Below are 19399 nucleotides of genomic sequence, written 5' to 3'. Positions count from 1 at the left end.
ACCGGGCGCAAACTACCGGCTACCACTCCGCGAATGCCGCTGGGCCAGAAACGGCAAAAGCCACCCGGAGGTGGCTTTTGCCTGACATCGCGCCCTAACCTGGAACCAAGCAAGGCTAGGGGTCGGCGCCGATTTAGTCCACTGCGCCCTTACGGCTCGCGCTGCGGCGCTCGTGTTCCTTCAGGTAACGCTTGCGCAGACGGATGGATTGCGGCGTGACTTCGACGAGCTCGTCGTCGTCGATGAATTCGACCGCGTATTCCAGCGACATCTGGATCGGCGGCACGAGGCGCACCGCTTCGTCCGTACCCGACGAGCGCACGTTGGTCAACTGCTTACCCTTGATCGGGTTCACGACCAGGTCGTTGTCGCGACTGTGAATGCCGATGATCATGCCTTCGTACAGCGGCTCGCCCGGCGACACGAACATACGGCCGCGATCCTGCAGCTTCCACAGTGCGTACGCAACCGCCGCGCCGTCGTCCTGCGAAATCAGCACGCCGTTGCGACGCTCGCCCACCGCACCTTCCTTGACCGGCTGGTACGAGTCGAACGTGTGGCTCATCAGGCCCGTGCCACGCGTGAGCGTCAGGAATTCCGACTGGAAGCCGATCAGGCCGCGCGCCGAAATACGATACTCGAGACGCGTACGGCCACGGCCGTCCGACGCCATGTCGAGCATTTCGCCCTTGCGGCGGCCCAGCTCTTCCATCACGCCGCCCTGGTGGCCGTCTTCCATGTCGACCGTCAGGTTTTCGTACGGCTCGTGCTTCACGCCGTCGACTTCCGTCATCACCACGCGCGGACGCGACACGGCCAGCTCGTAGCCTTCACGGCGCATGTTTTCGACCAGAATGGTCAGGTGCAGCTCGCCGCGGCCTGCCACTTCGAACGTGGTTTCGTCGCCCGTTTCTTTCACGCGCAGCGCGACGTTGTGGTTCAGTTCCTTCATCAGGCGGTCGCGAATCTGACGGCTCGTGACGAACTTGCCTTCACGGCCGGCCAGCGGCGACGAATTGACGAGGAAGTTCATCGTCAGCGTCGGTTCGTCGACGGTGATCATCGGCAGCGCTTCCGGTTGCTCCGGCGCGCAGATGGTCACGCCGATACCGATTTCTTCGATACCGTTGATCAGCACGATGTCGCCAGCCTCAGCCGAGTCGACCTGCACGCGCTCGAGACCCTTGAACGACAGGACCTGGTTGATCTTGCGGTTCAGGATCGCGCCATCAGGACCCGAACGCACCGCGACCGACATACCCGGCTTGATCGTGCCGCGCGTAATGCGGCCGACGCCGATACGGCCGACGTACGACGAGTAGTCCAGCGACGTGATCTGCAGTTGCAGCGGCGCTGCCGGATCAGCCGGGCGAACCGGCACGTGTTCCAGCACGGCTTCGAACAGCGGACGCATGTCGCCTTCGCGCACGTCCGGCGTCAGGCCGGCGTAGCCGTTCAAACCCGATGCGTAGACGATCGGGAAGTCGAGCTGCTCGTCGGTTGCACCCAGCTTGTCGAACAGGTCGAACGTCTGGTTGATCACCCAGTCGATCCGCGCGCCCGGGCGGTCCACCTTGTTGATCACGACGATCGGCTTGAGGCCGAGCGCCAGCGCTTTCTTCGTCACGAAGCGCGTTTGCGGCATCGGGCCTTCGACTGCATCGACCAGCAGCAGCACCGAGTCGACCATCGACAGCACGCGCTCCACTTCACCGCCGAAGTCGGCGTGGCCCGGGGTGTCGACGATGTTGATGTGCGTGCCTTCGTACTCGACCGCGCAGTTCTTCGAAAGAATCGTGATGCCACGTTCCTTTTCGATATCGTTCGAATCCATCACGCGCTCAGCGATCTGCTGGTTGTCACGGAACGTGGCGGTTTGGCGGAGGAGCTGGTCGACGAGCGTGGTCTTGCCGTGGTCGACGTGGGCAATGATGGCGATGTTGCGTAGGGCGCGAGTCATAGGAACCTGGTGACAGTTGAGTGCGCCAGCAGCAGCATTGTGTACGAAGCCAACAAAGCCCAAAGCGCACTTTTGGGAACCCAACATTATAGCACGCCCAAATGAAGCTTTCTGGTATTCCCTGATAGCCCCACCGTCTTCCATGCAAGGGTGCGTAGGAAACAGACCCGCCCCGTTTCGGCGAAACCCTACGCAAATCCACACGCATTCTGTCTTGAGCCGCAAAAGTTCCTTGCCTAAGCTGTAATAACGCTTGCCGCGTCAATCAACCGTTGCCTATAATCCTGCCTAGTCAACCATTGCATTCGCACGAGAATCATGACGGATCCGTCCTCAACACCCGGCTCAGAGATCAGCGAATATCAGCTGGGCGAAAGCGTCGGCTATCTGGTCTCGCGGGTGAAATCGACCATGTCGAACCTGGTCACGCAGCGCAGCATGGCCGAGCTGGGCATCACCAGCCAGCAGGGCAGCATCCTGTTCATGGTGGCGAGCGGCAAGTGCCTGCTGGCGGCCGAACTGGCGCGCGAGTACGGCATCGACGCAAGCGCCGTCACGCGTCTGGTCGACCGCCTGGAAAAACGCGGCCTGCTGACGAGGGTGCGCAGCAACGAAGACCGGCGGGTCGTGCGACTCGCGCTGACACCGGAAGGCCATGCGATCGCAGCCAAAATGCCCGCGATTTTCACCGGCGTGCTGGACAACCTGCTGGGCGGCTTTACCCCCGAAGAAGTGGGTTTTCTGAAGAGCATGCTGCGCCGCGTGCTGATCAATTCCGGCGAACAAACGGGACTAACCCGTGATGCAGCAAGCAATTTTGACAGCAAATCGTAATAAATTGCTTGCAGTGTCCATCATTACATTTCACTCAAAGAGTCGAGCGATGAAATCCCTTTCCCTGTCCGCGCCCGCGTTTTCGAGCCGGGCCGCTGTCGCCGCCGCGGTGACGGCGCTCGCCCTCACGGGGTGCGCGAACTACTTCGGCATGAAGAGCGACAAGCAGATCTCGTCGCCGGCTCAGTACGAGTCCAGCCAGAGCCTGTCCGGCCAGGGCGGCCAATGGCCGTCGCTCGACTGGGCCAACCAGTTCGGCGACCCGCAACTGCCGAAGCTGATCGCGGAAGCGCTGGAAGGCAGCCCCTCGATCGCGCAGGCGCAGGCACGCCTCGCCAAGGCTTCGTCTTATATTGAGAGCTCGCGCTCGGCGCTGTACCCGAAGGTCAACGGCAGCTACTCTTGGACTCGCGAGCTGTTCTCGGCGAACGCGCTCTACCCGCCTCCGTACGGCGGCACCTGGTATAGCGAAAACAACGTGCTGGCGAGCGCGTCATGGGATCTGGACCTGTGGGGCAAGAACCGCGCGCGTCTGGGCCAGGCCGTGTCGCAGGAAAAGGCTGCGGAAGCCGACATGCAGCAGGCGCGCGTGACGCTCGCCGCCTCCGTGGCGAGCACGTACAACCAGCTTGCCCAGCTGTACGCATTCCGCGACATCGCCGCGCGCGAAATCGCCAATCGTCAGGATATCAGCCGCATCACCAACGGTCGCGTAAGCGCCGGCCTCGATACAAATGTCGAACGGGAAACTGCGAACGGCAACATTGCGACCAGCCAGCAGAACCTGACCGATCTCGACGGCCAGATCACCGTGGCGCGCTATCAGTTGGGCGCGCTGCTCGGCAAGGGTCCGGATCGAGGCCTGCAGATCGCCAAGCCGGTCCTGACCGGCGGCAACACGGTGGCGCTGCCGAACAATCTGCCCGCCGACCTCGTGGCGCGCCGCGCGGATATCGTCGCCGCACGTTGGCAGGTCGAAGCCGCGATGCACGACGTGAAGGAAGCGAAGGCCGAATTCTTCCCGGACGTCAACCTCGCCGCCGGTTTCGGTTTCGATGCGTTCGGCTGGGGCCGTTTCCTCAAGTCGGGCAGCCGTCAGATGCAATTCGGCCCGGCCGTCCACTTGCCGATCTTCGACGCCGGCGCACTGCGCTCCCAGTTGAAGGGGCGCTACGCAGACTTCGACCTGGACGTGGCGAACTACAACCAGACGCTGATCAGCGCCCTCTCGGATGTCGCGACGCAGGTGTCGTCGATCCGTTCGATCGACCAGCAATCGGGCGACGCACAGCGCGCGCTCGACGCGTCGACCAAGGCGTATCAACTGGCGGTGATCCGCTACAAGGCCGGTTTGTCCCCGCAGTTGCAAGTACTGACCGCCGACCAGAACCGCCTTGCCGCCGAACAGACGGTCACGGGCCTGAAGATGCGCCGCCGCGATTTGCAGATCGGCCTCATCAAGGCGCTCGGCGGCGGTTTCGACGCCACACAGACCGGTCTCGTGGTGCCGACCGACGCCCCGGCATCGGCCACCGCCGCAACCGCGGCGGCAAACTGACGCCAGCCCGACGCGACCCACACTCGCACGAACACCCGAACAAACGACGACGCTTGAGAGAACCCGGAGCACATCAATGAGCACCCCCCAGCAGCCCGCTGCCCCCGCACAACCGGCGAACAACGGCAAACGCAAGCGCATGATGACGCTGCTCGTCATCGTGATCCTGATCGCCGCGCTCGCCTACGGCCTTTACTACTTCCTCGACGCACGCTTCCATGAAGACACCGACGACGCGTATGTGAACGGCAACGTCGTCCAGATCACGCCGCAGGTCACCGGCACGGTTGTCGCCGTGAACGCGGACGACACGCAAACCGTGAAGGCCGGCGACCCGCTCGTCGTGCTCGATCCGGCCGACGCGCGCGTCGCGCTCGAACAGGCCGAAGCGAATCTTGCGCAGACCGTGCGCCAGGTGCGCGGCCTGTTCGCCGACGACAACCAGTACCAGGCGCAAGTTGCCCAGCGTCAGTCCGATCTGTCGCGTGCGCAGGACGACCTGAAGCGCCGCCTGACGGTCGCGCAAACCGGCGCCGTGTCGGCGGAAGAAATCTCGCACGCCCGCGACGCAGTGAAGAGCGCGCAAGCCTCCGTCGACGCCGCCCAGCAACAACTGGCGTCGAACCGCGCACTGACCGCCAACACCACGATCGCCAATCACCCGAATGTCCAGGCGGCCGCCGCGAAGGTGCGCGACGCGTATCTCGCCAACGCGCGTAACAACCTGCCGGCGCCGGTCACGGGCTACGTCGCGAAGCGCTCGGTGCAGGTCGGCCAGCGCGTCTCGCCGGGCACCCCGCTGATGGCCATCGTGCCGCTGGGTGGCGTGTGGGTCGACGCGAACTTCAAGGAAGTCCAACTGAAGCACATGCGCATCGGCCAGCCGGTCGAGTTGACGGCCGACGTATACGGCTCGTCGGTGGTGTACCACGGCAAGGTGGTCGGCTTCTCGGCGGGTACGGGTTCGGCGTTCTCGCTGCTGCCCGCGCAGAACGCAACCGGCAACTGGATCAAGGTGGTCCAGCGTCTGCCGGTCCGGATTGCGCTCGACCCGCAGGAACTTGAAAAGCATCCGCTGCGTATCGGCCTGTCGATGCAAGCCGACGTGAGCATCAAGGACGACCAGGGCGGCCAGCTCGGCCAGGCGCCGAACACGGTCTACCAGACCAATGTGTTCGACAAGTACGGCGATGAGGCGGACGCGGAAATCGCCCGCATCATTTCGGAGAATGCAGGTCCGAACGGCGGCTCGCAGAAGTCGGCTCAAGCCGGTGGCGCCGCCAGGCCGGCCGCGAAGCTGATGTAAACGGCGCGACGATTCATAGAAGGCTTTTTTAATGGCTCAGGCTCAGGCGCAAGTCCCTCATCCGCCGCTCGAGGGCGCGCAACTGGTGATCGGCACCATCGCGGTGTCGCTCGCCGTGTTCATGAACGTGCTCGACACGTCGATCGCGAACGTATCGATCCCATCCATTTCGGGCGACCTCGGTGTGTCGTCCGACCAGGGCACGTGGGTCATCACGTCGTTCGCGGTGGCAAACGCGATCTCCGTGCCGCTGACCGGCTGGCTCACCGACCGTATCGGCCAGGTGCGCCTCTTCATGGCGTCGATCATCCTGTTCGTGATCTCGTCGTGGATGTGCGGTCTCGCGCCCAGCCTGCCGTTCCTGCTTGCCTCGCGCGTGCTGCAAGGCGCCGTGGCCGGCCCGATGATTCCGCTGTCGCAAACGCTGCTGCTCGCGAGCTACCCACGCGCCAAGGCGCCGATGGCTCTATCGATGTGGGCGATGACCACGCTGATCGCACCGGTGGCCGGGCCAATTCTGGGCGGCTGGATCTCGGACAACATCTCGTGGCCGTGGATTTTCTACGTCAACATTCCGGTCGGCGCGATCGCCGCCGTGGCAACGTGGACGATCTTCCGCAACCGCGATTCGGTCGTCAAAAAGGCGCCGATCGACGGCGTCGGTCTCGGCCTGCTGATCCTCTGGGTCGGTTCGTTGCAGGTGATGCTCGATAAGGGCAAGGACCTCGACTGGTTCTCGTCGACCACCATCGTCGTGCTGGCGCTGGTCGCGGTGATTTCGCTCGCGTTCTTCATCGTGTGGGAATTGACGGCCGAGCATCCGGTGGTTGATCTGTCGCTCTTCAGCCGACGCAATTTTACGAGCGGCACGATCGCGCTCTCGATCGGCTACGGTCTGTATTTCGGCAATCTCGTGCTGTTGCCGTTGTGGCTGCAAACCGATATCGGTTACACCGCGACGGAAGCCGGTCTGGTGATGGCGCCGGTGGGTCTGTTCGCCGTGCTGCTGTCGCCGATCACCGGCAAGGTGTTGCCGCGCACCGATCCGCGCTATATCGCGACCCTGTCGTTCCTCGTGTTCGCGCTATGTTTCTGGATGCGCTCACGTTATACGACCGGCGTCGATACGTATTCGCTGTTGGTACCCACGTTGATTCAGGGGATCGGCATGGCCGGGTTCTTCATCCCGCTGGTGTCGATCACGCTGTCGGGTTTGCCGGGCAACCGGATTCCGGCTGCGTCGGGCCTGTCGAATTTCGTGCGGATCATGTGCGGCGGTATTGGCACGTCGATTTTCCAGACCGCGTGGGATCACCGCACCATCATGCATCATGCGCAACTGGCCGAACAGGCGAGCGCGTACAACCCGGTGTTCGATCAATCGATCCGGCAGATGGGTGCGGCGGGCTTCAGCCAGCCGCAGGCGTATGGTCTGTTCAATACGATGGCTACGCAGCAAGCGGCGCAGTTGGGCGTGAACGATCTGTTCTTTGTATCGGCGGGGATCTTTGTCGCGCTGATCGCGCTGATCTGGATGGCAAAGCCGGAGCGCGCCGGCGGCGATGCGGGTGCGGCAGCTGCGGCAGCGCATTGAGTGAGGCTTTAGCTCAGTCCGCGGAACGGACTGTAGGTGGAGGTAGAAAAAAGGCGGGACCGCTGTTGAGCGGTCCCGCCTTTTTTCGTTGTTGCCGACGTCTCAATTCGATCCGTTGTTGTGAGGCGGCGGATGCTACAGCTTGCTTGTCGCCGGAATCGACTGTCGCGGTCACGTTGCGGATCTTCGGTCTACCTAGCTAGTGTGACTGCGGTGACAACACTGAACTTCAGTGGCTAGCTCGCAGCCGTCACTACTAACCGTTCCGGCGCCAGCACACCCTCACCTTGCTTCGCCACGCCGAGCAGGCGGCCTTCCGCGGCATACACTCTCACGCGCGACGCATTTATCGCATCACCGGCGATAGTCAAATCGGAAAGCTTCAACCGCTGCCCATGCAGGAAGCGACGGGTCGCGTCTTCGTCCAGTGTGACGAGCGGGAAGGTGGACAGCAATGCATCGACCGGTTGCAACCACGTATCGCGTTCGCTCTCGGTCGCATCGGACAACGCGTCGAGCGTCACCGAATTCTCCAGCGTCAACGCGCCGACACCCGTACGCCGCAGCGCCACCAGATGCGCACCACAACCGAGCGCCTCGCCGATATCCTCGGCGAGCGTGCGCACATACGTGCCTTTGCTGCACGTCACGCGAAACGTCACGTCGGGCAGCGCACAGGCAAGCATGTCGAGCGCGTGAATCGTCACCTGACGCCCTTCCCGTTCCACCGTCTGGCCGGCGCGCGCGTATTCGTATAGCGGCTTGCCGTCGCGCTTGAGCGCCGAATACATCGGCGGGACCTGGACGATGTCGCCGAGAAACTTCTGCATGGCTGCCTCGACCGCGGCCTGATCGCACGTCACGTCGCGCGTGTCGATTGCTTCGCCTTCGGCGTCGCCGGTGGTCGTGCGAATACCGAGGCGCATGGTCGCCTCATAGGTCTTGTCGGCTTCGAGCAGGTCTTGCGAAAACTTGGTCGCTTCGCCGAAACACAACGGCAGGAGACCGGTGGCAAGCGGGTCGAGCGTGCCGGTGTGGCCCGCCTTTTTGGCCAGGTAGAGACGCTTCGCGCGAATCAGCGCATCGTTGCTCGACAGGCCGAGCGGCTTGTCGAGCAGCAGCACGCCGTCGAGCGCGCGACGTGGCACGCGGGGGCGTTGAGGTGCGGTCATGTCAGAAAGACAGGGTCTTCGAAGTGGTCGGAAATAGCGCTAAACGAACTGCAACTGAGTGAACTGCGACCAGGGCCGTGCAACTGAAACCGTGCAGCCCGGAACGCGGATAACAACGTTCAACCCGCGCGCTCAGTCTTCTTTCGCGCGATTGGCGTTCGCCTCGTCGATCAGACGGGACATTTCAACGGCCCGTTCGATCGTCTGGTCGTAGTGGAAATGCAGCGTCGGCACGGTATGGATGTGCAGGCGCTTGAACAGCTGATTGTGCAGATGGCCGGCCGCATGCGTGAGCGCTTCGAGCGTCTGTTGCGGGTCGCCGGTCAACGTCGTGAAGTAGACCTTCGCGTGCGCGTAGTCGGGCGTCAGCTCGACGCTTTGAATCGTGACAAGGCCGATGCGCGGATCCTTGACCTCGCGCAGCAACTCGGACAGATCGCGCTGGATCTGATCGGCGATCTGCACGTTGCGATTGGGAGAAGAACGTTTTTTAGGCATGGTGTTTGTGTGATCCGTTCTGACGGATGCAAAAAAGTGGTTCGCGCGCGCCGTGCCGGTTCTTGCCCGGACGGCAATGAAGCGGCTTGATGAAGACTGCAAACCGCCGCCGCAGGGCGCAATTCGCGACAAAATGCGTGGGCCCAAAAACAACGGGCGGGGCGGGCGCTTAAGCCCGCTCCGCCCGTTGAGCCAATGCCGCGTGAATTACAGCGTACGCGCGACTTCAGTCACCTCGAAGACTTCGAACTGATCGCCTTCGACGATATCGTTGAAGTTCTTGATCGACATACCGCACTCGAAGCCCTGACGGACTTCCTTGACGTCGTCCTTGAAGCGCTTGAGCGAATCGAGTTCGCCCGTGAAGATGACGACGTTGTTGCGCAGCACGCGCACCGACGACGAGCGCTTGACGAAACCGTCCGTGACCATGCAGCCGGCCACCGCGCCGATCTTCGGTACCTTGAAGACCTGACGCACTTCGACCGTACCCGTCACGACTTCGCGCTTCTCCGGTGCCAGCATGCCGGACATCGCAGCCTTCACTTCATCCACTGCGTCATAGATGATGTTGTAGTAGCGAATATCGACGCCGTTGGTTTCCGCCAGCTTGCGCGCCTGTGCATCCGCACGGGTGTTGAAGCCGATGATGACCGCCTTCGAAGCCGTAGCCAGGTTGACGTCCGACTCGCTGATGCCGCCGACTGCACCGTGCACGATCTGCACGCGGACTTCGTCGGTCGACAGCTTGAGCAGCGATTGCACCAGTGCTTCCTGCGAACCTTGCACGTCGGCCTTGACGATAAGCGGCATGTACGCCACTTCGCCTTCGCCCATCTGTTCCAGCATGTTCTCGAGCTTCGCAGCCTGTTGCTTGGCCAGCTTGACGTCGCGGAACTTGCCTTGACGGAACAACGCGACTTCACGCGCCTTGCGGTCGTCCGGCATGACGATCATCTCTTCGCCTGCTTGCGGCACTTCCGACAGACCTTGAATCTCGACCGGGATCGACGGGCCTGCCGACTTGGTCGGCTTGCCGGTTTCGTCGAGCATGGCTCGCACGCGACCGTAAGCGCTACCTGCCAGCACCACGTCGCCGCGGTTCAGCGTACCCGACTGGACCAGGATCGTTGCGACCGGACCCTTACCCTTATCGAGCTTCGCTTCAATGACGAGACCCTTGGCCGGCGCTTCGACCGGTGCCTTCAGTTCCAGCACTTCGGCTTGCAACAGCACGTTTTCGAGCAGGTCGTCGATGCCCGCGCCGGTTTTGGCCGACACCGACACGAACGGCGAATCGCCACCGTATTCTTCCGGCACGACGCCTTCCGCGACGAGTTCCTGCTTGACGCGCTCCGGATTCGCATCCGGCTTGTCGATCTTGTTGATCGCGACGACGAGGGGCACGCCGCCTGCCTTCGCGTGGGCAATGGCTTCCTTCGTTTGCGGCATCACGCCGTCGTCGGCTGCGACCACCAGAATCACGATGTCGGTTGCCTTCGCGCCGCGAGCACGCATGGCCGTAAATGCTTCGTGGCCCGGCGTATCGAGGAACGTGATGACGCCGCGCGGCGTTTCGACGTGATAAGCGCCGATGTGCTGCGTAATCCCGCCCGCTTCACCCGCTGCAACCTTGGCGCGGCGGATGTAGTCGAGCAGCGAGGTCTTGCCGTGGTCGACGTGACCCATGACCGTGACGACCGGCGGACGCGGCAGTGCTTCTGCGTCCGTGATTTCGCCTTCGACCAGCATCGCTTCCGGATCGTCCAGCTTGGCCGCGACCGCGTGGTGGCCCAGTTCCTCGACGATGATCATCGCCGTTTCCTGGTCCAGCATCTGGTTGATCGTGACCATCTGGCCGAGCTTCATCATCGACTTGATGACTTCCGACGCCTTCACCGCCATCTTGTGCGCCAGATCGGCGACCGTGATGGTTTCCGGCACATGCACTTCACGCACGATCGGTTCGGTCGGCGCCTGGAACGTGGTGTTCTGATCCTGATGCTTGCCGCGACCCTTCGGGCCGCCGCGCCAGCCGCGATCGACGCCGCCGCTCGTGTCGCCACGCGTCTTGATACCGCGGCGCTTCGCGGCGTCGTCCTGCCAGCCGCCCTTGCCACCACCCGGCTTCTTCTTGTCGCCGGCCGACGGCGTGGTCGTTGCAGCCGGAGCCGCTGCAGCCGGCTTCTTGGCGGCCGGACGTGCCGGTGCTTCACCTGCCGGGCGCGCCGGCTTGTGCAGCGTGCCCTTGGCTTCCACGGGCTTGGCCGGCTCAGCGGGCTTCGGTGCCGGTTCCGGCGCCTTGACCTGCGCCTTGCGCGGCGTGTTCATCATTTCGCGAATCGCACGTGCTTCGGCTTCTGCCTTTGCGCGGCGCTTGCTGACCTCTTCCTGCTCGGCGCGCGTTTTCTCGGCGGCCTGACGCGCTGCGTCTTCCGCTTTCTTCGCTGCTTCGCGTTGTGCCGCGCGTTCTGCCGCTGCACGCTCGTCGTCCTGCTCGCTTTCTTTGGCGACCGCCGGTTCCGCAGCCTTGGCCGCGACCGGTTCGGCTTTCGCCGCCGGCTGGGCAGCCTGCGCCGGCTTCGCAGCCTGAGCCTGTTCGCGAGCAGCCGCCTCGGCCGCAGCCGCCGCGCGCTTTTTCGCCGCTTCTTCTTCCGCACGACGGCGCTCGGCTTCGGCAGCCTGTTCGCGCGCCTGACGTTCGGCTTCTTCGCGTTCGAGTTGTTCCTGACGCGCCTTCAACTCCTGAGCCTGCTTCTCGAGCAGCTCGGCTTCATGACGCGCTTCCTCTTCACGGCGCTGGAGTTCCAGATCGTCGACGTCGGCCTCGGCCACATGATTCGATGCATCGCCGCCTTCTGCGGCGGATTCGTCGCGGCGGACGAAAGTGCGCTTCTTGCGCACCTCGACCTGAATGGTGCGAGCTTTGCCCGTCGCGTCGGATTGCTTGATCTCCGACGTATGCCGTTTCGTCAGCGTGATCTTGCGCTTGTCCGCATCAGTCGAGCCGTGAGACTTGCGCAAGTGGTCGAGCAGACGCGCCTTGTCCGTTTCGGACAAGCTGTCGTCTTCGCTCGCTTTGGTGACGCCCGCCGCCTGCAGCTGCTCGAGCAGCACGCCTGCAGGCATTTTCAGTTCCGCGGCAAATTGGGCTACGTTGTTACTCGCCATTCATTCCTCTTAATGCAAGGACCGATTCCTTGCGGTTAGCATCGGGTCATGCGGCCTGACGGCCGCGTTCAATTTAGTGCGCCATGGTCATTTCTCACTGGAACCAGTGTTCACGTGCTTTCATGATCAACGCCTTAGCGGCATCCTCTTCCATTCCGGTCATCTCGACCAGTTCATCCACAGCCAGCTCGGCGAGTTCGTCGCGCGTCTGGATCTGATGTTCGGCAAGCTTGGCGAGCAGGTCGGCATCCATGCCGTCCAGGCTCTTCAGGTCGAGGGCAACATTCTCGACCTTTTCTTCATTCGCGATCGCCAACGTCAACAACGCATCGCGCGAGCGATTACGCAGTTCGTGAACGGTGTCTTCGTCGAATGCTTCGATCTCGAGCATCTCGTTGAGCGGCACATAGGCAATCTCTTCGAGGCTCGTAAAGCCTTCGTCGATCAGGATGTCGGCCACTTCCTCGTCGACATCGAGACGCGCCATGAACAGGTCGCGCAGTACACCGCGTTCCTGATTCTGCTTTTGCGCAGATTCGTCCGGCGTCATGATGTTGATCTGCCAGCCGGTGAGTTCGCTGGCAAGACGCACGTTCTGGCCGCTGCGGCCGATCGCGACCGCCAGTTCGTTTTCGTCTACGACGACGTCCATCGAATGCTTTTCTTCATCGACGACGATCGACTGGACGGCTGCCGGCGCGAGCGCGCCGATCACAAACTGTGCGGGATCTTCCGACCATAGCACGATGTCGACGTTTTCGCCACCGAGCTCGTTGCGCACTGCCTGTACCCGCGAACCACGGATCCCGACGCAGGTGCCGATCGGGTCGATGCGCTTGTCGTAAGCGACCACGCCGATCTTGGCGCGCACGCCCGGGTCGCGGGCGGCCGCCTTGATTTCCAGCAGGCCCTGTTCGATTTCCGGCACTTCCATTTCGAACAGCTTCATCAGGAATTCGGGCGCCGTACGCGACAGTTCGATCTGCGGACCGCGAGCGGTGCGATCGACCTTGGCGATATAGGCGCGCACGCGGTCACCCACGCGCAGGTTTTCCTTCGGAATCAGCTGGTCGCGACGCAGCAGCGCCTCGACACGGCCGGTTTCGACGATGAAGTTGCCCTTGTCCAGGCGCTTCACCGAGCCGGTCATGATGTGCTCGCCGCGCTCGAGGAAATCGTTCAGGATCTGCTCGCGTTCCGCGTCGCGCACCTTCTGCAGGATCACCTGCTTGGCAGCCTGCGCGCCGATACGGCCGAATTCGATCGACGGCACCGGTTCTTCGATGTATTCGTCGAGTTGAATCTCCGGCTTCTGTTCGCGTGCCTCGAACAGCAGGATTTCCTGGTCCGGCTCCTGCAGGCCGGCTTCGTCCGGCACCACTTTCCAGCGGCGAAACGTTTCGTGCTCGCCGCTTTCACGGTCGATCTGGACGCGGATGTCCGCGTCTTCTTCGAAGAGTTTCTTGGAGGCCGAAGCGAGGGCCGCCTCGAGCGCGGCAAATACCACGTCTTTATCGACGTTCTTCTCGCGTGCCAGCGCATCCACCAGCATCAACACTTCGCGACTCATTGTTTGCGGCTCCTAAAGTCAACTTTCGGAATGAGGCGTGCCTTATCGATATCCGCGACGGTGAAATCGAGCATCGCGGCGCCTTCCTTCCCTTCAAATTCCAGACCGATCGTCTCGCCTTGCGGAGCATGCAGAATGCCCCGGTACGATTTCCGTCCGTCCAATGGCTTTTTCAATGTGATTACCACTTCGCTGCCTGCGAAGCGTTCAAAATCCGCCAGTTTTTTCAGCGGGCGGTCGAGACCCGGCGACGACACTTCAAGCCGCTCGTAATCGATATTTTCGACCGTCAGAACGTGCTGGAGCTGACGCGTGACTTTCTCGCAGTCTTCGATCGCGATGCCGGCCGGCTGGTCGATATAAATACACAACATGCCGCGCCCGGTGCGCTCGAGATCGACGAGCTCGTAGCCGAGTCCCACGACCGTGGTTTCAATCAGTTCCGTCAGTTGCACAGTGCCCTCTAAGATGTTCGCGCGGCGAGACCTGCCGGGTTTGTCTGCAAACACCAATGCGGGCCGCGCGCCAAGCCGGCGCACGTTCGTGCTACCCGAGATGCCGAACCACTTAGAACTGAGCGGCAAAAAAAAATGGGCTAAACGCCCATCATCTTATTACCGGTGGTCGCACCTGAGCCGCACATGAAAAGCCGCACGCCCAGCGACTTCGCGATTGTAGCCATTTTTCGGGACAAACGCAAACCGCAGAACGCCGCGCGAAGCGCATTTCCGCTTGATTTCATGGGAATCTTTCAACGATATGGCGCCGCTCCGGGTCTTTTGCAAGGCGGCTCGCGCCGTCCCGGACCCGCGTCGGACAAGCAGGGCCAGGAAACTCTGCCCCTACTTATGCGCACGCCGCGATTTTATGCGTTACACGAAACCCACAGCGCTCGTCGATTGATTCTGACGGTGGCGAGGCCAGATCGTTGAGGAACGATCAGCGGCCAACCGTCTTGCTTAGGTCGCTTGCCGCTTAACGGCCACGCGAACGACCGCGCGGCGCGCCGCCGCCACGATTGGCGCCGCCCGCGTTGGCGTTGCCGCCGCCGGCGCGGTTGGCGTTGCCGCCGCGATTGCCGGCCGGCCCGCGGCCGCCGCCCGGATTGCCGCCCGGGCCGCCGGCGCGCTTACCACCGCCAGCCGCACGATTGCCGTTGCCCGAGGGCGCGCGATTGCCGTCGACGTCACGGCCACCGCGCGGACCAGCCGCACCGCCGCCCATCGGACCGCTGAAGCCGCCGGCACTGCGGCCAGCGCCGCGGTTGCCATAGCCGCCCCCGAAACCAGACCCAGCACCACCGCCCGCACCACCGCCGAAGCCACCACCCGCCGCGCCGCGCCGACCTTGACCGCGCGGCTGCTGCTGGTCGAAACGGCCATGCGACATCAGCACCGGTTCGCGGCTAATGAAACCCATCGACGTTTGCATCGGATCCGGCTGCTTGCGCTCCGGCGCCTCTCTGCGGCCGCCCTTTTCTTCCGTCGGCGCCTTCAGGCCGACCGACGCCATCAGCGCGCGCACCTGATTGTCTTCGAGTTCTTCCCAGCGACCGCGCTTCAGGCCCTTCGGCAGCGAGATCGGGCCATGACGCGTGCGGATCAGGCGGCTGACCATCAGGCCGGCTGCCTCGAACATGCGGCGCACTTCCCGATTGCGCCCTTCGGCGAGCGCGACGTGATACCAATGATTAGTGCCCTCGCCGCCGCCATCGCGGATGCGCAGGAAATTCGCCGGGCCGTCTTCCAGCTCGACGCCGTGCAACAGCTTCTGACGCATGCCTTCCGCCAGCTCGCCGACCACGCGCACCGCATATTCACGCTCGACGCTGTAACGCGGATGCATGAAACGGTTTGCCAGATCGCCCGAAGTGGTCAGCATCAGCAGACCTTCGGTGTTGAAGTCGAGGCGGCCAACCGCGAGCCACTTAGCGGTCTTCATGGGCGGCAGCTTGTCGAACACCGACGGGCGGCCTTCCGGATCGGCGTGACTGACGATTTCGCCGGTCGGTTTGTGATACAGCAGCACGCGCGGCGGCTTGCTGGCCAGCTTGCGCTTGACCGGCTTGCCGTTGATGCGAACCTGGTCGGTCGGCATGATGCGCTGGCCGATGTGGGCCGGCTCGCCGTTCACCGACACGCGACCGGCGACGATCAGTTCTTCCATGTCGCGGCGCGAGCCCATGCCGGCTTCGGCCAGCACTTTGTGCAGCTTGGGCGCGTCGTCGTCCGCGGCGAGGACACGCTTGGGCGCGGCCGGCTTGCCACGGCGCAGCATCGGGGCGCGCACGCCGCCGGTGGCGCTGTTGTCCGCATCGAATGCGGGCGAAGTGACGTACGAGAACAGGTCGTCCGGGCTTGCTTCAGTTGCGGCTGCCGCCGGTGCTGCTCCACCACGGCGATTCTGACGTTGACTGCCTTCGCGCGGCTGACGCTCGCCGCGCCCTCCTTCACGCTGCCCTTCGCGAGGTCCGCCCTCGCGGGGCGCGCCTTCGCGTTGACCACCCTCCCGCTTCGCACCGCCCGCATTGCGGCGCGGGCCCTGGCCCTTGGCGCCGCCTTCCTTGCGCGGCATGCGCACCTGCGCGACCACCTCGCCGTCCGGCGGCGTCTCGGTGACGACCGGCGCGGCTTGCGCGGGGGTGCCTTCGGTGCCCTTCGCCTTCGCTCCAGCGCGGCGCCGCGCGATCAGGCTGCGCGGTCCGCGGCGCAGGCCGCGGCGCGGACGGTCTTCACCGTCTGCTTCCGAAGCTTGCGCCGGGCGCTCGCCCTCGCCTGCCGACGCTTGCGTGGTGCGCGCTTCGTCGGCGCGCGCCGACGGCACGGCGCGCTCGGATTCGGACGAATCGGTGTCGTGGGTATGTGTCAAAACAACCTCAAAATGTCAGGTCGCGCGCGCCCATTGCGGGCGCGGCAAAAAAGTTCGGTTACGTCAGGCGCTGCGCGACTCGGGTTCGTCGTCGGTCAGAATGCCTGCGTCCTGTGCGGCATCGCGGCAATCATCAGGATCGCCGTGCGCCGCCGTGGTCGGGTTCGGCTCGGCGGCGTGCCCCGTATCGCGGAGTCCGCCCGAGTCGTGCGCGGGTATTGCCGGATCGGTCCGGATGACCGGATCGTGATTCAGTGCGGGCTCGGCGCCGCCGGCCTGCGTTTCAACGTTTGCCGCTTCGGCATGTTCCTGCCCGGCCGGGACTTCGACAGCGCCCTGATGCGACTCGGGTGCCGGTGCGATATCCACCATGCCCACCATGCCATGCGCCGCCCCGGCAGGCTCAACAGCCCCGCTTGCCTCAGCCGGATCAGCATGCTGCGCCTGAGCGACCGGCGTTTGATGCGCTTCAGCGTGCTCGCCGGCGATTTCCGATCCCGCTGCCTCACCGGCTTCTTCAACGTGACCGCGATCGGCCATCTCGCCGAGGGATTCGCCCGCTGCAGCGCCTGCCTCGTCTGCGGTAGATTCCGACGGCGCGGCGAGCGCACCCTCTTCACCCGAAGCCAGCGCCTGTGCGGCCTCGACCTCGGAAAATTCGATCGCATGCTGACCGAGCAGATCCGCGTTCAGCTGCGCCGACGGATCGGCGAGCGGCGGCAATTCGTCGAGCGCCTTCAAACCGAGGTCGTCGAGAAATTGCCGCGTGGTCGCGTACAGCGCCGGTCGGCCTGGCACATCACGATGGCCGATCACTTCGATCCAGCCGCGATCCTCGAGTTGCTTGACGACCTGCGTATTCACCGTGACGCCGCGAATTTCTTCGATATCGCCACGCGTGACCGGTTGCCGGTACGCAATGATCGCGAGCGTCTCGAGCACCGCACGCGAATATTTCGGCGGTTTCTCAGGATGCAGGCGATCCAGGTACGAACGCATCGCGGGCTTGCTTTGAAATCGCCAGCCCGACGCCAGCCCGACCAACTCCACACCGCGCCCGGACCAATCCTGCTTGAGGTCTTCGAGCAAATTCCGAACAGTGTCTGCCGACACGCCGTCGGCAAAGAGCTTGCGCAAATCGCCGAGCTTTAACGGCTCCTGCGCGCAGATCAAGGCAGTCTCGAGGACGATCTTCGCCTCTTGGGTATTCATGCAGCTAGGTCAGACCCTGTGGTCAAAGAACCGGATCAAACAGACGATGTGGAACTGAAGACGCGCTCGCCCGATTCTGATCGGTCATATTGATGGGAGCACGCACCGGGGGGAGGCGAAACAGGCAATCGAGCCAAACCCAGCCGGACGGAGCAGCGATATTCCTGAAAGGAATCGCGTGACTGAGCGCCATATTACGCAAAAACAACCAGTGCGTAAAGACGAAATCCCCGGCGCATTTTTCAGCGATGCCCTCGCCTGCGCGCTTTCGCGGAAAAGTGGGCGGATATGCACGAGAATCGGACTGAAATCGCCCTTGAACCTCGCAGACCGCCCTTTTGCCGCGATTCAATGCGTGCCGGGTTGCGCCAGGAATCGCTTCAGACGCTCGACACCCGCGTCCAGACGCGCCGTGTCACAGGCATAGCACCAGCGCACGAAGCCTTCGCCTTGCGGGCCAAACGCGCTGCCGGGCGCCACGCCAAGGCCCACGTCGCGCACCATGGCCTTGCATAGCTCGAGGCTGCGCGACGCACCCGGCATCGAGAAAAACAGATACATCGCCCCGGGCGGCGCCTTGACATCCACGCCCGGCACCGTGGACAGCGCCCGCACCAGATGGTCGCGCGATGCCCTCAGATCGAGCACCAGTTCCTGAGTGAAGCGCTCGCCCTGCTGGACGGCCGCGATGCCCGCCTGCTGGACGAACGCCGGCGCGCACGACGTGTTGTATTCGACGAGCTTGCCCAGATCGTCCATCAGCGACGTCGGCGCGACGATCCAGCCGAGCCGCCAGCCGGTCATCAGCCACGCCTTGGAAAACGAATTCACGCAGATCACGCGCTCGTCGCGCGTGGCCAGATCGAGAAACGACGGCGCCGTGCGCGAATGAGCGTGGCCGGCGCCGGGCTCGGCGTCAGCATAATAAAGACGCTCGTAGACTTCGTCGGCGACGATCCAGATGCCGTGGCGGCGGCAATGCGCCAGCACGGCGCGCTGCTCGTCGCGGCTCATCACCCAGCCAGTCGGATTGTTCGGCGAATTGACCAGCAGCATCTTCGTGTCCGGCGTCAGCGCTGCCAGCAACTGCTCGAGATTGAGTTGCCAGCCACGTTCACCGTAGCCCAACGCGACGGTTTCCACATGCGCGCCCAGAATCTTGGGAATCTCAACCAGATTCGGCCACAGCGGCGTGACCGCGACGACGCGGTCACCCGCGCCCACGACCAGCTGCGCGGCCAGCATCAGCGCGTTGACGCCGGCGCTCGTCACGGCGATGTGATCGGGCAACGTCGCCCCATGCAACGCGCTGACGTAATCCGCGAGCGCCACGCGCAGCGGCGCAATGCCAAGGTTGTGCGTATAGAAGGTGGCGCCGGCAGCCAACGCAGCGCTCGCGGCGTCGCGGATGAAGGCCGGGGTCACCCGGTCGGACTCGCCGAACCAGAACGGCAGCACATCCGCGACGCCGAAACCGGCATTCGCGACTTCACGGATCTGCGAAGGACGCAGTGCGCGCACCGCATCGCGCGCGTTGGGGACAGAGGGCACAGGCAGATCCGATTCGCTCATCGAGACTTCCAGACAGAGATGGACGGGCAGTGGGTAATGGGTAATGAGTCAGGCCTGACGCCTGAGGAGGCGACAGTTTAGCGC

14 protein-coding genes are annotated in these 19399 nt (G+C 63.6%); 5 read left to right on the top strand and 9 right to left on the bottom strand.

What is annotated here, in order from left to right; translation table 11 throughout:
* Positions 1 to 133: 133 nt before the first annotated feature.
* Positions 134 to 1960, bottom strand: a complete 1827-nt coding sequence (typA, locus tag DSC91_RS32585; protein ID WP_115782622.1) for a translational GTPase TypA — start codon at positions 1958 to 1960, stop codon at positions 134 to 136.
* A gap of 318 nt (positions 1961 to 2278) precedes the next feature.
* Between typA and DSC91_RS32580 the strand changes: the two genes are divergently transcribed.
* From DSC91_RS32580 to DSC91_RS32565, 4 genes are all read left to right on the top strand, one after another.
* Positions 2279 to 2794, top strand: coding sequence for a MarR family winged helix-turn-helix transcriptional regulator (locus tag DSC91_RS32580; protein WP_115782621.1), 516 nt, complete (start codon positions 2279 to 2281; stop codon positions 2792 to 2794).
* A gap of 49 nt (positions 2795 to 2843) precedes the next feature.
* Positions 2844 to 4352 carry an efflux transporter outer membrane subunit gene (locus DSC91_RS32575; protein ID WP_115782620.1) on the top strand — a complete coding sequence of 503 codons (1509 nt, stop codon included), beginning with the start codon at positions 2844 to 2846 and terminating at the stop codon, positions 4350 to 4352.
* A gap of 76 nt (positions 4353 to 4428) precedes the next feature.
* A complete protein-coding gene (locus DSC91_RS32570; RefSeq protein ID WP_115782619.1) occupies positions 4429 to 5658 on the top strand; it encodes an EmrA/EmrK family multidrug efflux transporter periplasmic adaptor subunit in 1230 nt (409 codons plus the stop codon).
* A 31-nt stretch (positions 5659 to 5689) separates the two neighbouring features.
* A complete protein-coding gene (locus tag DSC91_RS32565) occupies positions 5690 to 7252 on the top strand; it encodes a DHA2 family efflux MFS transporter permease subunit (RefSeq protein WP_115782618.1) in 1563 nt (520 codons plus the stop codon).
* Between the two features lie 236 nt (positions 7253 to 7488).
* Here the strand turns inward: DSC91_RS32565 and truB are convergent, their stop codons facing one another.
* From truB to rimP, 5 genes are all read right to left on the bottom strand, one after another.
* On the bottom strand, positions 7489 to 8424 hold the full coding sequence (truB, locus tag DSC91_RS32560) for a tRNA pseudouridine(55) synthase TruB (RefSeq protein ID WP_115782617.1): 936 nt from the start codon (positions 8422 to 8424) through the stop codon (positions 7489 to 7491).
* 132 nt (positions 8425 to 8556) lie between these two features.
* Positions 8557 to 8922 carry a 30S ribosome-binding factor RbfA gene (rbfA, locus tag DSC91_RS32555; RefSeq protein WP_115782616.1) on the bottom strand — a complete coding sequence of 122 codons (366 nt, stop codon included), beginning with the start codon at positions 8920 to 8922 and terminating at the stop codon, positions 8557 to 8559.
* A gap of 207 nt (positions 8923 to 9129) precedes the next feature.
* Positions 9130 to 12093, bottom strand: coding sequence for a translation initiation factor IF-2 (infB, locus tag DSC91_RS32550; protein WP_115782615.1), 2964 nt, complete (start codon positions 12091 to 12093; stop codon positions 9130 to 9132).
* A 94-nt stretch (positions 12094 to 12187) separates the two neighbouring features.
* Positions 12188 to 13663 (bottom strand): transcription termination factor NusA, encoded by a 1476-nt coding sequence (gene nusA, locus DSC91_RS32545; RefSeq protein WP_115782614.1) that lies wholly within the window; start codon positions 13661 to 13663, stop codon positions 12188 to 12190.
* Complete coding sequence (rimP, locus tag DSC91_RS32540; RefSeq protein WP_115782613.1) at positions 13660 to 14118, bottom strand: ribosome maturation factor RimP; 459 nt, start codon at positions 14116 to 14118, stop codon at positions 13660 to 13662. Before rimP ends, nusA begins: the two co-directional genes overlap by 4 nt.
* A 186-nt stretch (positions 14119 to 14304) precedes the next feature.
* On the opposite strand from rimP, the gene DSC91_RS37725 reads away from it, so the two are divergent.
* Entirely contained in the window at positions 14305 to 14595 is a 291-nt protein-coding gene (locus DSC91_RS37725) for a hypothetical protein (protein WP_162831489.1), read from the top strand.
* Positions 14596 to 14638: 43 nt separating this feature from the next.
* On the opposite strand, the gene rluB is transcribed toward DSC91_RS37725, so the two are convergent.
* From rluB to DSC91_RS32525, 3 genes are all read right to left on the bottom strand, one after another.
* Positions 14639 to 16531, bottom strand: a complete 1893-nt coding sequence (gene rluB / locus DSC91_RS32535) for a 23S rRNA pseudouridine(2605) synthase RluB (RefSeq protein WP_115782612.1) — start codon at positions 16529 to 16531, stop codon at positions 14639 to 14641.
* 63 nt (positions 16532 to 16594) lie between these two features.
* A complete protein-coding gene (gene scpB / locus DSC91_RS32530) occupies positions 16595 to 17743 on the bottom strand; it encodes an SMC-Scp complex subunit ScpB (protein WP_115782611.1) in 1149 nt (382 codons plus the stop codon).
* Positions 17744 to 18091: 348 nt separating this feature from the next.
* The gene (locus tag DSC91_RS32525) at positions 18092 to 19315 is read right to left on the bottom strand and encodes a pyridoxal phosphate-dependent aminotransferase (RefSeq protein WP_115782610.1); all 1224 of its coding nucleotides are present in this window, start codon (positions 19313 to 19315) and stop codon (positions 18092 to 18094) included.
* Positions 19316 to 19399 lie beyond the last annotated feature (84 nt).

It is taken from the genome of Paraburkholderia caffeinilytica (assembly GCF_003368325.1).
In the GTDB taxonomy this organism is placed as follows: domain Bacteria; phylum Pseudomonadota; class Gammaproteobacteria; order Burkholderiales; family Burkholderiaceae; genus Paraburkholderia; species Paraburkholderia caffeinilytica.
Note: the sequence above shows the minus strand (reverse complement) of the source record. Positions and strands in the feature narration are given on the sequence as shown.